Raw genomic sequence first — 15041 nt, 5'->3', positions numbered from 1 at the left:
GCCTAATCCTCCTTGGGTGCGTCTGGGCTGGCGTCGCGGCGCCTGCGCGCCGCGAAGGCGATCCCCGCGGCGGCCGCGAGGGCAAGCAGGCCGAGGCCCATCTTCAGGGCCGGGTTGTTCCGGATGGCCTCCTGACAGCCCCCGAGGACTCCCTCGCCCTTTGTGGGCCTGGACGAACCTCCCGCAGACAACCCCTTCTGGGCGTCAAGCGCTGCCAGGGCGTCTGCCGCGGCGGCGTCCGCCCGTGCCTTGCCGTCGGCGGCCTTCCCGTCGGCGCCCTGGGCGTTGATGATGTCCAGGGCCGCCTTGGGCAGCGTGCCGCCCGTCTGGGTGGGGGCTCCGTTGAACACCACCTCGAAGGTCACCGACCAGGTGCGGTCTGCAGGGCCGCCGATGATGCTGTTGGCCAGCGACCCCAGGCGGATGCTGGCGGTGGCGGTCTTGGTGATGGTGCTTGCGTCCCTCAGGATGCCCAGGTCAACCGTAATGCTGGTGAGCCCACCCTCCCCGTCGTACGTCGAGGACACGATGTCGAGGCCAGAGATGGAGAGCACGTGCATGATGCGAGACTGGATGATGATGGGGATGGTGACGTAGGCATGCCCGTCAGGCCCCACAGTCAGCGTGGCGTTCTTCGAGACGGACGAGCTGGGCGGGAAGGATGAGTTGGTGAAGTGCGGCGAGAGGGGCAGGCCCGCCTCCTCGCGGTTCACCCAGATGTTGGCGGAGACCGTGTAGCTGCCAGCCGCCAGGTGGCCGTCCTCGGAGGATATCGGGTCCCCCGCATCCGTGCCACCTGCGTTGGTGCCGCCGGAACCGCTGTTCTCGCCATGGGGGTTGTCGTTTGGCCGGGGATCGACCGTGCTGCCGCCGTTCTCGACCTTGGCGAAGCCGGGGAGCTCGGTGCTGTCCGAGGCCTTAGCCATGCTGTCGTAGTCCACGGTTAGGCGGAGGGACACATCCCCCTCGGGCCTCAGCTCAGTGTCAAGGGGCACGGCGTAGAGCACGCTGCCCTTGAAGTCGAACGTCGCCGTCCCCTTCGCCTGGCCGGCGGGAAGAACCGCCGACATCATGTGAATGCGGTCCGTGCGTTTGTTGTAGCTGCCGCTCCAGTCACCGCCGCCGGCGGTGGGCCTCACACGCTCTGTGCGCACGTCGGAAAGACGGTCGCAGGCACCGATCTCCTGGGTGGTGAAGATGGGGTTCCTGATGGGCAGCACGAGCGTCCTGGTACCGTCCTTCGAGACGACGATCTTCGCGTTCATCGAGAGGGGGGCCCTGGGGATCTCGGCCTGCACGTCAACGTCCTTGTTCTCGTCGATGGTGGGACCGAAGGGATTGTTCGGGCTGTTGGCGTAGACGGTGAGCCCCGGGATGAGCGGGTTGAACTTGCCCGGCATGGAGAGGTTCGCGGTGACCGTGTAGGTTCCGGGCGCAAGGTCATGCTCCCCTGCCGCCTTCCTGACGGTCAGGGTCCCACCCTCATACGCGAAGGTGTAGTTGTCGGCAGCTCCGCCGCTGGGCTTCAGGTCGTGCGTGCCCTCCTCCAGGGACTGGGCCAGGACCTTGGGCGCAACGTAGCCGGCAGCCGTCTCCGGCGTCTCGCCGTTGACGAAGCCGGTGACGTCAACCAGAAGGGAGGGCTTCTCCCCCGTGGCAATGGTCTCGCCCCTGTAGGTTGCCGTCAGGGGCGCCTTGTCGATGGTCCAGTCGAGGACCACTGGGGCCGTGCTGCCATCGGACCATGCGTAGCCCTCTCGCAGCGTGGCCACGCTCTTGTGGGCGCCGGCCGAGGTGGCCTTGCCGGATGCGAGGTCGTATCCCACGCCCTCGGGGACTCCCACCTGCTCCGTGCCGTTGTACACGAGGCCGGAGGCCGCGACAGGCTTGTCCACCGGCTTGGCCTCAGGCTCGACTACCACCAGATAGGCGACAGGGGTTGTGGCGTCCTGGGGCTGGCCAGACATCGCCCCACCCGACGTCTTGTAGGCAGCGTTGAACATGCGCGGAGCAAGATCAGCAATGCCAGTATCCTCATTGTTGAGCGGGACCACGGCGTGACCGTCAACTATGGTGGCGTTGAGTTTCCTCGCGCCGTCGGGCCCGCCTCCCACGGTTCCCGTCACCAGGTAGACGGATGCCCCGGGACTCTTTACGGGGACCGTCGCGGACAAGGGGTTCGTCTGGGAATGGAACTCGAGTACCCCGGCACCAATCACCAGCGGGTTTAGGAAGGGCTGACCTTCCTCGAAAGGCTTCATCGCCCAGATGGCAGCGTATGTGCTCGATCCCTTCGGCTCAACCTGCAAGCCCTCGGCCTTCGCAGTGCTAACAGCCTTGTTCGCGTAGGATTCCTCAAAGTTTGACGTGGATGAGATGACGAAGAATTCTTTGAATGAATCAATCAGCAGGCGTCCCTCCTGGGCATTACTGCCCCCGAAGAAAGCATGGTCGGAAGAGCCATCCGTTGAGTAGGTCATGGACACGTCCGTTGAGGCGTCCAGGATAGTATGAGACCAACGCTTCTTTACAGACTGGTCCTCGACTTTCACGAAGCGCCCAAGCGACTTAGTTTCGAAGGAAGCCTTACCCGCTTCTACAGAGGCGGACGTGTCCATCAGTCGCCCTGCGGCAAAGGCATAGACCGACACATCGTCTGATCCCACAGGCATGCTTGCCTTGAATCTCACCTTGGAGTCGAGGTCGATGGGCTTCCCGCCAGAGATCAGCTGCACATCGTACATATTAAAAGTAGTTGAGTCCGAATACAGCTGCGCAAGCATGCTGGAGGCGGCCTCGTGCGCACTTCCACTCTCGACCGTATCGACCCTCAGCTCCGCGTCCTGCAGCTTTGGGATGACGGATGACCCCTCGTCGGCATAGACTTCGACCTCAACGCCTGTCTTCTCGTCCTTGAGCGTGCGAGAGAAGTCTCCCTCCACAACCTTCGTCGCATGTGCGAGGTCAACGCTCAGGTCAAGTGACTTGATATCAGAGAACTTCGGATCGGAGTTCGGGAAGAACGCATTGAGTGTGGTCGCGTAGGTCTTCCAATTACCAAACCTGTAGCTCCCACTCCAGCTCTTCAGGTTGACGGTTAGCTGGCAGATGCGCGAGGTGACACCTGCATCGGCTACCGTCTTGTTGTACTCCTCGTAGTCGCTGCCCTCCTCCGCCGTCTTCTTCTCGATGTCTTTTCGTACCGCACTCAGGACGGTCACACCCTCGCCATCCTCCGCGTTCTGGACAGTGAAGACCGGGTTGACCAGATTGACTGTGAGGGTTCGCGTTCCGTCCTTACCCACGACGAGCGTCGCGTTGTCGGTGGCAGGCGTCATGGGGATTCCAGCCATGCCTCCAATTCTCTCGGGGTTGTACGGATTGGTCGTATACCCCGGGAAGCCGAGCGGGGTCAGCATGGAGACGTTGGCGGACACGATATATTTTCCCGGTGCAAGTTCAGCACTGCTGGCCGGAAGACCGTCCAGTACGGAGGGACCGCCGGCCAGACTTGCCGCAGGGGCCCTGTCCACGCCAGTCAATGCCATCTCGCCAGCAGGGCCGCTCTGCGCGGGGCCTGCCGAAGGGGCGGACTCACTCGCTGCCTGACCCTCGGACGCAGCCGGGGCCGCGGGTGCGGCCTCCTTGTCAGACGGATAGGCAACGGCAAGCGTGCCAAGGTCGTCCACATCCGCCCTGAGCAGGTCGTTGCCGCCATCCACGGACGCATCCAACTTGGTGGCCACGCCATCCTTGACGTGGTACATGGTCGCACCGTCGCGCTTGGGAAACCATGCCGTGACCTCGTCGGTCTTCTGGAGTTCAAGCCTCTGCCCACCACTCAGCAGCTGCACGTCGTAGGCGTCCACCTGCATGCCCTCCGCGTCACGCCCCAGGGCGTCAACGACGGAAGAGAGGTCGGCGCCGGCCAGGCGCCGCGCCTTGAGCTGGGCGGTGCCGAGCGCATTGCCAAGTGCCTCGTTGGCCGTGCCGATCCTCACCTGCGCGCCCTCGTCGGAGTTTGTGCCGTCCGCGTTGGTGATGGTGGTGGCAAGGGTCCTGTCCCAGGCCCCTCGCTCCTCGGGAGTTGCCTGCTGGGAGCCATCCTGAGGGGAAGCCACCTCAGTCGGTGCGGCAGTAGGAGGCTCTTCCTCGGACGCGGCGGAAGCTTCCGCTGCGGTGGTGCCGTCATCCTCGGTAGGCGCCGACTTCTCGATGGGAACGACCTGCTCCTGAGGAACGGTGGCATCCATCACCTCCGCCAATGCGGCGGTGGGAACCGAGGAGAGGACCAGTGCCGCCGCGAGCGCCATGCTCATCAGCCTCCGCGCGCCCTTGTGCGACATGACCCTCAGGAAGTGACGCCTCTTACCCATCTGAGCTCCTTCATTCTCAACCCAAGGCGAATCGAACAGACAAAAAGTCGGTTTTCACAAACTCTAAGCTGAGAAATGGCCGGTACGCCGTTGCCATGGTCACACAAAAGTTATATATAGGTAACTTTATGTGACCATGGCAACGGCGTATAGCTCCTCACATGGCGAACGATAACATTGCCGCACGCAGGCCGATGCCTCGTGCAGGCCTGGAGGTGCCGGTCACGCCTCCAGGAAGCGGCGGTCGAGCACCTTTATCTGAGTGCCATCGAGCATGACAAGTCCCTCGTCGCGCATGCGGCTCAGCTCGCGCGAGAGCGCGCTGCGATCCACGCTCAGGTAGCGTGCGAGGTCGCTGCGGTTCATGTCCTTGTCTGCGTTATCCGTTGCGTTGCCGGCATCGCGCACCAGAAGATACAGCTTGATGCGATCGCGCATGCGCTTCTGCGCCAGCATCTGCATCTTCCGGTTGAGCATCATGTTCTTGCGGGCGAGCATGCGCAGCGTGTTCATCATGACCACGCCCGCGCAGGGGCTCTTCGCCAAGGTGCGCTGAGACGTCAGCCGCCCCATGTCCAGCCAGAGCACCCGACAGTCCCCCACCGCCTCGACCTGCACGATGCTTGGATCCTCCGCGCAGGCTATCGCCTCGCCGAAGGTGCCGCCCATGCCCATGTTGGCGACGGTCGAGGCATTGCCCGCCTCGTCGTAGAAGTCTATGCGGATGCGGCCCTCGAGCACGATGCCCGCCCTGCGCACCTGCTCCCCAATGCATATCAGAAGCTCGCCCGCAGAGTACGTGCGTACGGTCGCGCCCAGCCCCTCAAGGGTCTCCCCGAAGGCACCGCTGTCGATCCCGTCAAACAGGGAGCTGCGCCTGAGCGCCCTCATAATGACGTCGTCCATCAGCCATCACCCTGCACAGCCCAACACGTGACGCACGCCTAGCGGCCTGCGCTCGTCTCATTAAAAGTTAGACCATAATAACTCTATGGGTAACATGGACGCGTTGCCATGGCAATGCCAACGCAGCGCGGTCTCTCAACTTCGCAAATGGCCTCGGACCCGCACGGCACGTGCGGGCCTCCGGGGCTAGGGAGGAATGCCTGGGCTCCTAGCGCCTTGGGAACCAGGGGATGCACCGGTTGACGCGGCGACAATACTCTTCGTACTCGGGCCCATGGAGCTCGAGCAGCCATCTCTCCTCAGTGGCTCTCATGAGCACCGTGAGAAATGCCCAGAAGAGCGGCGGCGGCACCAGCAGCCACAGGTTCCCATGAACAAGGACCGCACCCGTGCAGACGAGTGCGAACGCCGAGTAGATGGGGTTGCGCACAACCGAGTAGACGCCGTCCGTGACGAGCCGGTTGACCTTGATGCCGTCGTCAATCCTCGCGAGGAAGACTGCGGAGACCCACAGCGCGACGCCAAGGGCGACGAGCGCCATACCGACAATCCTCAGAGGGAGGGCAGCAGCCTCGGCTGTGATTCTGGGAATGGCGCCAAGACGGGATAGCGCGGGGGCCGAAACGGTGAAAGCGACAATGACCCCGACGTACAGGGGGCCTGGACCGAACAGAGGCAGATGGCCGTTCTCCTTCGGCATGCTGACGCTCCTAACAGTAATCATAATCTAACTTTTTTCAGTATACCGACTTGCTCTCATGCCCTCGTTGGGGCTGGCGAGCCCAGGAAGGAAGCACCGAAGGTGACTGAGGCAGCTATGACCAAAGTCACCATGGTCAACACGATGGCCAGCATGATCAAGACCGATATGGACGTCAGCACCATAGCCTCGCTTGCGACGCAGTTCAGAGGCATGAACGTGGACACGGACGTCATGGCAGGCATGGAGCCCACCACTTCGCAGTACAAGAACGACACCTGGTACGAAATCTGCCAGACGAGCGCATGGAGAAAGATGATGTCTCGCGTGGATCAGGGTCTTTCGCCATATGAGAGCGACGCGGACGACCCTGCGAGGGGCGTGTCCGCCCAGGACTCAGGTGCCGCAGCGACGGGGCCCGGTCGTCGGCGTTGGGCGTTGCCCAGACGTTGGGTGGCGGCGTCATGCCCCAGGCGAATGACGGCAACTACAGGACGGACGTGCCGGTGATCGTTATTCTGGGTGGCGACTCATACTAGGTGGCGTGGGCGCGATTCTCTCGCAAGGCCACCTGAGCGGGCTGACTCTCGCGCAGAATCAAAAGGACAGCTCGTCCTCGAAGGGCGACGCGCGACCTCCTGAAAAAACGGCCCCGCCACGCTATGTGACGGGGCCGAACGCAATTCAGGACGAGGTACAGCCTATGCCTTCCTGCCTTTTTTCCGCAGGGCGCCCGCAAGGGCAAGCGCAAGGCCAAAGGCTCCCAGAACGTACGGGGCAGCAAGGGAAACGTCACCCATCCGCGGTAGAGTCGGCTTGGAAGGGTTAGCGGGCGGCTCGACGTAGCTGTTCGTGACCGTGAGCGTGCCGTCTTCCGTGTTCGTGCCGTAGCTCACGCGGTAGTTGCCGCGCAAGTCGCCCTCCACGAGCCTCTCGCCCGTGGCGGAGAGCTCCGCCACGGAGTAGGCGTACTCGCGACCTTGGGCATCGTACGTGGATACGCCCTCCCACGTCGCAGAAAGGCCGCTCGTTGTAATGGGCTCGCCCACAGGCTCGGGCTCGCCGCCGTCAACAGAGCGCAGGAGCTGGAGCGTCACCTCGCCGTGGTCGGCCTCGACGCCGCCCGCCCAGGTCTTTGTCGCATGCACGTCAACCAGAGGTTCGGTCATGTGATGGGTGGTCTCGGAGACAAGCTTGACGTCCTGCCCTCTCACGGAGGTCACCTGCGCCGTGTTGTCAAAGCGCTGGGGTTTGTCAGCCTTTTGGGAGAGGCTTGTGGGCACCGTGAAGCTGACTGACTGACCTGGCTCCAGCGACGGGATGGTCCATGCAAGGGTGCGACCGTCACGCGTGCGGCTTGCCGCAACCTCGTCCATTCCCTGAGTGAGTGCGTTGCCATCTTTATCGGTGCTGCTTACCGCAATGTTGCCCTCATCAATGTTCAGTCCCTCAGGTACGGGGTCGCTGACCTTCACGTTGGCAAGAGGAAGCACCTCATCCTTGTTGGTCACCGTAATGGTGTACGTGATGGGCTCGCCTTGTTCGTTCTTAATTTTTGCGGGTGCATCTTGAGTGCCCGAGGCGGGGTCCGATGACTTGGTAAGCCCAAGGTTCACCGTATGGAGCTTGACGGAGCTTGCCGCATAGAGGTCGTTTGTCAGGGGGTCGTCCCCACCCAACACGTTGACGCATCTCACCCGGTGCTGGTTGACAGAAAGCTTGCCGTCCAGCTTGTCGTTTGCAGCTTCATCCTTTGTAGGAGACTCCATATTGATATAGGCCACGAGCGCCGACCCGGGAGCCAGGACAAAGTCATCCCCGCCCTTGGTTTTGGAGACGTCAATCGCTATCGCACGTATGGCACTCTTGGTCGCCTCGGGCAGCGAGGCTCCCATCTGCGTAAGGTCGTCTGTCCCCTCGTATTTTGTCCACACCTGCGTGTTGGAGAGGTCTGTGTCTGCCTCGCTGGGGACAGTGGTAGCGTAGTAGAGCACGGGCCGGGCATGGTCGTTTGCCCCGGTCTTCCCAAAAGAGGTGCGTCCAGCGATAGCCGAGAGATCAACGCCCCTAAAGTGGCCCTGCCACGCAGAGCTCTGCGCCGGCGAGCCGCCGTGTGCGTCCGCACCGTTCTCGAGGCTGTCATAAAAGACGATCTGCGTGCCCTTGCTGGCCTTCTCCTGGTAGTAGGCCAGGCGATACTGATAGCTGGAGTCCGTGTAGACGTCGCTCGTGCCCCCCTGGGCATCCTCGAAGGTCTGACCTAGCTCGACGTTGCGAACCTGCTGTTCGGTACCCGCCTCGGTCACGTTGACCGGCTTGAAGCTCACGGGCCTGTGCGTCAGGCCAAAGCCGACGGTATTGCCTGTCTCCGCATCGCGAACCCCGTCTGCCAGCGAGGCAAAGTAGTGGTACGTCTCGGGATTGTCCGTCTTGGAGAAGTCAATCTGCGCGGGATCCCACTCGCCCTTCGAGGTGTTCACGAAGGCGACCGTATTCAAGACGTCGGCGCCCCTGTCACGGATGTTCGCATAGGAGTTGACTAGGTCAAACCTGAGGTAGAGCCTAAACGTCGGTGAGTCGTAGCCGGTGTACTTCATCTTGCCGTCGTCGTTGCGCACGCTATAGGCGCTCTCCTCGGGTGGAAGGCCCTTGAGCGTCACCTTGAGCATGGTGAGGCCGCTGCCCTGGTAGTTGGGAATCGTCTCGACATCGTAGTACGAGGCGTCAAAGGGAACGTACAGATGCTGTGCGTTGGGATAATGCCAGCGCCCAACCTCGATGCTCGACTTGTCCAGTGTGGTGCCTGCGGGCAAAAGATCCCAAAAGACCCCGGATGAAATCGCGTACCTGCCCATCAGATCATCGTCCTCGCTATAGCAGGACCTGAGGTTCATGCCGTCGCCCAAGGTACCCATGTTGTTGAAGGACATGACGGTGTAGGTGACGCGCTGCTCCGCCTTGTCAGGGATGTCCGTGACGGTGCTCGCGCTCTTGAGGATGCCGCTGTTCCTGGAAATCTGATTGAGGCGATAGGTCGTATACACATTGTGCTCGTCATCTGTGCTGGCCGTCACCCCGGCAAGCCTCCGCGCAGTCAGGTCACCAGCCTGCTCGGCGGTCTTTCCCTCCATAAGGTTGTAGTCAGCTGGGGCCGTATAGTAGGTCTCCTTACCATCCTTGATGTTTTGGTGCACATAGTCCCTGACCCTCTGCGAGGGAAGCAGGACCTCCGTGGTCACCAGGGACAGACTGCTTTCGTAGTAGGAGCTCTCATGGCTGACGCGCACGTCCACGACGTCATCCGGCAGCGTGACCTGCGCAGTGCCCTTGACGTTGACGTCCTGGTAAAACTCAAAGTTATTTTGCCCTGCATGCCTGATATAGAGGCTCACGGGCTTCTGCTTGGCATAGTCCTTGGAGGGAGACGACATGCGCTCCCACACGCCCGCCTGGGAATACACCGCATCATATTCCTGCAAGCCTATCGTTGCCTTGGTGTAGCGGTAGTCATCATCAGAAAGGTTGATGGGGTCAATCAGCTTGTCTGCGGTTCCGGGTATGCGGCCATTGCCGTCACCGGTAGAGAGAATCTTTCCCCGCTCCGAGATGACCATAGTCCTTGGCTCACAGGAGTACGTATGGGCGTCCTTGTCCCAGGTGGGCCTCACAGGGCCGCTGTCGGCAACGTGAGTGAAGGAGTCGGTGCCCCAGAAGCCCCCTTGCACTTCGGCCTTCTTACCGGCGTCAAGAGCGCTTTGGCCACCATAGTTGACTCGCGCATCCGTATCGTTCAGGTTTTTGCCGCCAGACCTCAGGTGGGTATACTTCCTGTATCCGTAGTTGCCCTTATCAAGGACCAGGATGTTGGCCGCAGTCGTTGCGCTGACCTCAAAGCGGTGCGGTTCTGCCGGGTTGTTAGGGTCGTCCTTGGAGCTCTGGGCGACCTTGACCGTGTTGTGCACGTCGATGCCCTGCTTTTCCATGTCCACGCCACGGACCTTAGCATCCGTAATGAGCGTGTTGGGATAGCGCATCAGGAGGACGAAGGCCTTCCATCCGCCGGCGTTGCCGCTGGAGATTGCGTTTTCGTACGTACCGCCAAGATCGAGATACGCTTGGCTGTTCCACCGGGAGTTGACAAGGGAGGATTGGATGCCCTCGTATACGATGGGACTCGTCTTCGCAGCCCCGTCAGACCACAGGCGCCCCTCCCAGTCCTTGGCCAGGTCGCTGAGCGTGGTCAGGTTGAGTCCCCGATACATGTGGGCAAAATCGCTGAACGCGACCTTCGAGTTGTCCGTCCAGGCGCCGACCAGCTGCCCACCTTCACCAGCGGCAGACCCCACGTTCTCGAAGGTGTAGGTGAAGGGCTGGCTGCTGGACTCGGTCGTCGTTCCAAAGCGTCTGATCTGGGCGGCATAGGCAACGTAGAAGTAATCGTCTGCGTCGGCCGGCTTGGGACCCCAGCTTGGCTGCCAGGTCAGATAGGTGTCCTCGGTGGGGCTGGGAGCGGCCTGACTCAAGCGCTTGATGGTGAGCTCAGGAGGCTTTGCCTCGGTGTGGACCTTGACCGTGAGCGTGACGGTCTGCGTGAAGTCGACGTTGCCGTCCAGGTCCTTATCCACGCTCAGGGTGACGTCAAAGGTCTTCTCGTAGTTTCCCTGCGCATCCACACCCAGGACGGTGGGGATGAAGTGATAGTTGAACAGGAAGCTGTCTGCCTTAGATCCCGAGATGGCTTTGGCGTTCGTGGCAACGACCCTTGAGCCATCGTCGCTTGTTACATAGTTGAAGCTGGTCGTGTCGGCGACGGCGGGAGCGGCGGGCACCTGCGTCTGGAACTGGCTCAGGGGGCTGAGGGGGTTCTTGCTGACGTCGACGTAAGTGTTCGTGTCACCGTCCCAGGTGAAAAACAACGCGGAGGGGGCGCTCACCGTAACCGAGCCCGCCGGCAGGCTCGTGACGTTTCCCGTGTCCGTGAGGTTGAAGGAGATGTCCACGGAGGCGGCATACGGCCTGTTGTACAGTGGGCGGGAGGCAGTTCCAAACGACAGGGTGGTGGGGTTCTCGTATTCATAACCCGTGGTGGTCGAGTTGAAGGGGTTGCCCCATTTGGCCACAAACTTGTAGTCAGGCTCCGCGGAGGCGGGGGCCTTCGCAGGAGCGGAGGGCTCCGTGGGGGCGAGAGCGGCGTCGAAGGGGGCCGCCGTTGTCACAGAGGTCTCCTCAGCGGGAGCTGCGGATACCTCAGCGGGCGCAGGACTCGCCTCGGCGACGGCGAGAGTGGCCATGACGGGAAGCGCCGCGCCTACGGCAACGAGGAGAACGGCGGCAAGCACCAGACCTGCATTGCGTCGGAGCCGGCACAATACAGACCGCAGACCTCCCTGTGGCATGTCGGTCCTGGTATCAGGCATGACGCTCTCCTCTCCCCGCGCGAGCGACACGCCGCGTGGATGCAAAGAATGAAGACNCGCGCCTACGGCAACGAGGAGAACGGCGGCAAGCACCAGACCTGCATTGCGTCGGAGCCGGCACAATACAGACCGCAGACCTCCCTGTGGCATGTCGGTCCTGGTATCAGGCATGACGCTCTCCTCTCCCCGCGCGAGCGACACGCCGCGTGGATGCAAAGAATGAAGACCCCCCCCCGCTGTGTCGAGCGGGGGGGGGTCTTGTGTGACCGGGCCACTATGACGCTGCCTAACGCGGCATCGTCTGAAAAGAGGGCTGAGCGCGCTTCGAGCTTATCGATGCAGATTCCCAAGCGCACGCCAAACCCTTTCAAAGACATTTTACGTGGCATCAGCGCACGGCCTTGCACTGACTGATACGTGCCTATTGGATTCTTCTACTGTTTATTTAGCCTGCGAGCAAGGTGAAGATAGGATACCAGATTTCCGTTTCTCCGTAAATCGCTGAATCTCATTTCAGTTCTTGCCGGCTTTCGGCTGGTCGGTCGTGAGCGCCATCGCTGACGGTGAAGGTGGTGTCGTTGATGCAAGCTCCGTCGATCCGGACGCGGTCGCGCAGGACGATGCGGTCTTGGTAGCCGTCGTCGGCCTCGAACACGCGACGCCCCCGTTCGAACGCCGTGGGGTGCGAGACGCCGCAGTTCGCGGCTATGCCCTCCAAGGGCATGCCGAACCTCATGAGGTTGATGAAGTCGACCCAGGTGGGCAGGTCCTTCTTGCTGAACCCGGGCACGGTTCCGGTGAGGGAGTTGTACCTGCGGCCGCATGCGCCGCCCTTGAGGCGCTGGAGCCCGGATGCGCCGGCCCCGGCCCTCCCCGTATCCGGGAATCCGCAGCTGGGGCACAGCGGATGCGGGCGATACAGGGCCTCTGCCTCGCCGAGCGTCCCGAATCACTGTTAGATTCCCGTTATTTCGCTGGCGGCTTTGCTCTATGGCGATGCCGAAACAGCATCAGGCGGTACTCAGCAGCACCAAAACACGAGTTCAGAAGCAAGTTCCCGTTATTCCCACTCAAGGACACAAACGACGTCATTGGTGACCGCTGGTTGCAATTGAGGACGATTCATTGCCGCTGCCACCCCATGGATGTATGTCGGTTGGTACCCAAAATGTACCCAGTGAGCCTTGCGCCGTCGCCCGCTCAGTCGCCGAGCGCCTAGTTCTCGCCCCTATACACGTAGTCGAGGGTCTGCCCGGCATCGTTGACCCATTCCGTCCAGCCGTTCTGGCTACCGCCGAGCACGAACACGGCAGCAGCGCTTGGGCTCGCGAACTCGACGTCATCGGCAAGCTCCATGCAGTCGCTTGCCTCGCCGAAGAGCTGCCTGCGGACGGCGATCGCACCCTGGTTCTTCAAGACGGGTCTGGAGAGTTCGACCATGGAGCCCGCGAGTACGGTGAAGCGGCCCGTGTCCTTGTCGTAGCGCCCGCTCGCGCGGACTCCGTTCTTCTTGGTGTAAAAGAGCGTGGAGCCCGTCGTCGGCATCGCCTCTACACGGTCGAGGTCATAGCCGAGCGCCCTCATGCGGAAGAGGATGCTGGCGTGCAGCTCCTCGACGCGTTCCTCCTTGTATGGCGAGAGTCGCGGACTCGGCGTCGCCGAGTTGTCCGTCTCATAGGAGCCATGCTTGCGCACGTAGTCGATGGCCTTGGCCTCAAGCGAGTCCAGCACGTCGCGGTCGATGTTGTTGTCGTCATCGAGGAACATGACAGCCTTGTTCCAGAACTCCTTCTTGGCCTTGTGGGCCTCAAGACGCCCAAGGCCCTGGGTGGTCTGCCCGGCATACACACGGGAGAGGACGCCGTGATCCTCGTCAAGCAGGTAGTAGACACCACGGAAGGGCAGCTCGGGAAGATGGCGGGCCTCGGCCAACTTCTCGCGTGGGACGACGACAGTGACAAGCGACTCACCCTCCACGCGGCAGATGCGTATGCCGTCCGGCTCGTTGTCGATGAGCTGCATGGTCATGGTGGTGAGGCTGATCATTGGGCATCGCCCTCCCCGCCCGGCTGGGAGCCAGCCGTGCCCCGCTCTGCGACCTCGTCCATCGTGTAGGTGGCATAGCCCTCGTAGCGGTAGCTTGCGTCGATGCCCTTCATGTAGACCTGCCGGTCGTTGACGTCGCTCGTGAGCGCGGCCTTGAGCAGGGCCTTTATCTCCGTGTCGCGCACGGGGCTGCGCTCCATGGCGAGGAGGTAGTCCTCCTTGTCCACGAGGCTCCAGTCGACCACCTGCCCCAGCTCGGCCTTGAGGATGCAGTCGAGCCAAATGCGCGTACTGCGCCCGTTGCCCTCACGGAAGAGGTGGGCGACGTTCATCTCGACGTACTTCTCGACTATCTGGTCGAACGTGGTCTGCGGCATCTTGTCGATAGCGGCGAGCGCCGCGTCGAGGTACATGAGCGGGGCGAATCGGAAGTTGCCCTTGGCGATGTTGACCGTGCGCATCTTACCCGCGAAGTCGTACACGTCTTGGAAGAGGTAGCCGTGAATCTTGGCGAGACCCGCGAAGGTGCCCACCTCGAACGATTCGAGCAACCTGCCCTCGAACAGCTCAAGGGCGCGCTGCTTGGTAAGCAGTTCCTCCTCGCGAGAAAGCTCCACCTCGCTCGCAATTCCCAATTTATTGTCCAGCATGAATACTCCTCTTGCATGAATAGAAACTATGCCCTCAAGAAACCGCCTTGCGCCCTATGGTGTTCATCGAATGGGTCGTATTTACTTTCCAGCGCCCCCGAATCAATCAAGTCGCCATTAGGCCTTTTGTCCCAGTGAATCGAATATCGACTCTGACGACTGCTCTGTCCCGAGTAATTGAAATCGTATTTATCTTTCCAATCTTGGTAGTCAGTCACTTCTACATCCCAAGCAACGCCTTCAAAAGTCCCGTTCTGTGCAAGCTCCCACTGGTCGATATAGCGCTCCATACCCCTACAAGCAGTTCGCAGCATCACTTGCCCGTCAATTTCGTCGGGTATCATTCCATACGTATTCGCAATTTGGAAGAGCACATGAACCGCCTGAACTGGGCTTCCGAAATCAAAGAACGTCAAAGCGCCCTTAGTAACGCCGAGCGCATCCGCCAAATCCGCAAGCTGTGAATCCTTCGGCAATCGCTTTTTCTGCTCGTAGCTGCGAATGGTCGATTTTGTTGTATTGGCGGCAAGAGCAAGGTCATCCTGCGTAAGGTCATGCTTTTTGCGAAGACGCTGAAGAGCGGCTGCAAATTGAATGTTCATCCACGGCTCTATCGGCTCAACCTCTTCCGGGGTAACCCGGTATCTCAAGGGAAAATCTCTTTCGGAATACTCGGCGTTGAACTCGTCTTTCCACTCCTCATACCAATTGAGGTCAATATCTTCCTCTTTGAGCAAATGGTATTGGACGGCCCACTTATGAAGGGCTTCACTCATGAAGTCGCTCGTCGGTCGGAGATAGGCAAACCGCTCGTCATAGGCAGGCATCAGGCCATATGTCTCCCCCAGCTGAATCAAAGCGTTCAGAGGCATCAAGTCGATATCGTAGATTCTCAATGCCTCAGGCCTGATTCCAAACGCATGAGCAAGTGCCTCAAGGTGTCCCT

General features: G+C 61.2%; 9 protein-coding genes. 1 reads left to right on the top strand and 8 read right to left on the bottom strand.

Going from position 1 to position 15041, the window contains the following annotated elements; all coding sequences use genetic code 11:
* Positions 1 to 2: 2 nt before the first annotated feature.
* The 3 genes from CZ375_RS00750 to CZ375_RS00740 form a co-directional block, all read right to left on the bottom strand.
* A complete protein-coding gene (locus CZ375_RS00750) occupies positions 3 to 4376 on the bottom strand; it encodes an MBG domain-containing protein (protein ID WP_077597428.1) in 4374 nt (1457 codons plus the stop codon).
* Between the two features lie 222 nt (positions 4377 to 4598).
* Positions 4599 to 5282: a Crp/Fnr family transcriptional regulator gene (locus tag CZ375_RS00745; protein WP_077597427.1), complete on the bottom strand. Its 684-nt coding sequence runs from the start codon at positions 5280 to 5282 to the stop codon at positions 4599 to 4601.
* 208 nt (positions 5283 to 5490) lie between these two features.
* Positions 5491 to 5982, bottom strand: coding sequence for a methyltransferase family protein (locus CZ375_RS00740; RefSeq protein ID WP_077597426.1), 492 nt, complete (start codon positions 5980 to 5982; stop codon positions 5491 to 5493).
* 117 nt (positions 5983 to 6099) lie between these two features.
* Between CZ375_RS00740 and CZ375_RS00735 the strand changes: the two genes are divergently transcribed.
* Positions 6100 to 6492 (top strand): LCP family protein, encoded by a 393-nt coding sequence (locus tag CZ375_RS00735; protein ID WP_077597425.1) that lies wholly within the window; start codon positions 6100 to 6102, stop codon positions 6490 to 6492.
* Positions 6493 to 6683: 191 nt separating this feature from the next.
* Here CZ375_RS00735 and CZ375_RS00730 read toward each other — a convergent pair whose 3' ends face one another.
* The 5 genes from CZ375_RS00730 to CZ375_RS00710 form a co-directional block, all read right to left on the bottom strand.
* Complete coding sequence (locus tag CZ375_RS00730) at positions 6684 to 11399, bottom strand: Cna B-type domain-containing protein (protein WP_159438326.1); 4716 nt, start codon at positions 11397 to 11399, stop codon at positions 6684 to 6686.
* 508 nt (positions 11400 to 11907) lie between these two features.
* Positions 11908 to 12189, bottom strand: coding sequence for a hypothetical protein (locus CZ375_RS00725; RefSeq protein WP_077597423.1), 282 nt, complete (start codon positions 12187 to 12189; stop codon positions 11908 to 11910).
* Between the two features lie 425 nt (positions 12190 to 12614).
* A complete protein-coding gene (locus CZ375_RS00720; RefSeq protein WP_077597422.1) occupies positions 12615 to 13445 on the bottom strand; it encodes a GIY-YIG nuclease family protein in 831 nt (276 codons plus the stop codon).
* Positions 13442 to 14095, bottom strand: coding sequence for a protein adenylyltransferase Fic (gene fic, locus CZ375_RS00715; RefSeq protein ID WP_077597421.1), 654 nt, complete (start codon positions 14093 to 14095; stop codon positions 13442 to 13444). The genes CZ375_RS00720 and fic overlap by 4 nt, the downstream gene beginning before the upstream one ends.
* A 26-nt stretch (positions 14096 to 14121) precedes the next feature.
* Positions 14122 to 14922, bottom strand: a complete 801-nt coding sequence (locus CZ375_RS00710; protein ID WP_234966776.1) for a helix-turn-helix transcriptional regulator — start codon at positions 14920 to 14922, stop codon at positions 14122 to 14124.
* Positions 14923 to 15041: the final 119 nt, after the last annotated feature.

It is taken from the genome of Olsenella urininfantis, from assembly GCF_900155635.1.
Classification (GTDB): domain Bacteria; phylum Actinomycetota; class Coriobacteriia; order Coriobacteriales; family Atopobiaceae; genus Olsenella_G; species Olsenella_G urininfantis.
This window is presented reverse-complemented; position numbering and strand designations above follow the sequence as displayed.

Excerpts from the sequence above, each read along its gene's own strand:
- CZ375_RS00750 (WP_077597428.1), bottom strand. The coding sequence starts at position 4,376 with ATGGGTAAGAGGCGTCACTTCCTGAGGGTCATGTCGCACAAGGGCGCG.
- CZ375_RS00745 (WP_077597427.1), bottom strand. The coding sequence starts at position 5,282 with ATGGACGACGTCATTATGAGGGCGCTCAGGCGCAGCTCCCTGTTTGAC.
- CZ375_RS00740 (WP_077597426.1), bottom strand. The coding sequence starts at position 5,982 with ATGCCGAAGGAGAACGGCCATCTGCCTCTGTTCGGTCCAGGCCCCCTG.
- CZ375_RS00735 (WP_077597425.1), top strand. The coding sequence starts at position 6,100 with ATGACCAAAGTCACCATGGTCAACACGATGGCCAGCATGATCAAGACC.
- CZ375_RS00730 (WP_159438326.1), bottom strand. The coding sequence starts at position 11,399 with ATGCCTGATACCAGGACCGACATGCCACAGGGAGGTCTGCGGTCTGTA.
- CZ375_RS00720 (WP_077597422.1), bottom strand. The coding sequence starts at position 13,445 with ATGATCAGCCTCACCACCATGACCATGCAGCTCATCGACAACGAGCCG.
- fic (WP_077597421.1), bottom strand. The coding sequence starts at position 14,095 with ATGCTGGACAATAAATTGGGAATTGCGAGCGAGGTGGAGCTTTCTCGC.
- CZ375_RS00710 (WP_234966776.1), bottom strand. The coding sequence starts at position 14,922 with ATGCCTGCCTATGACGAGCGGTTTGCCTATCTCCGACCGACGAGCGAC.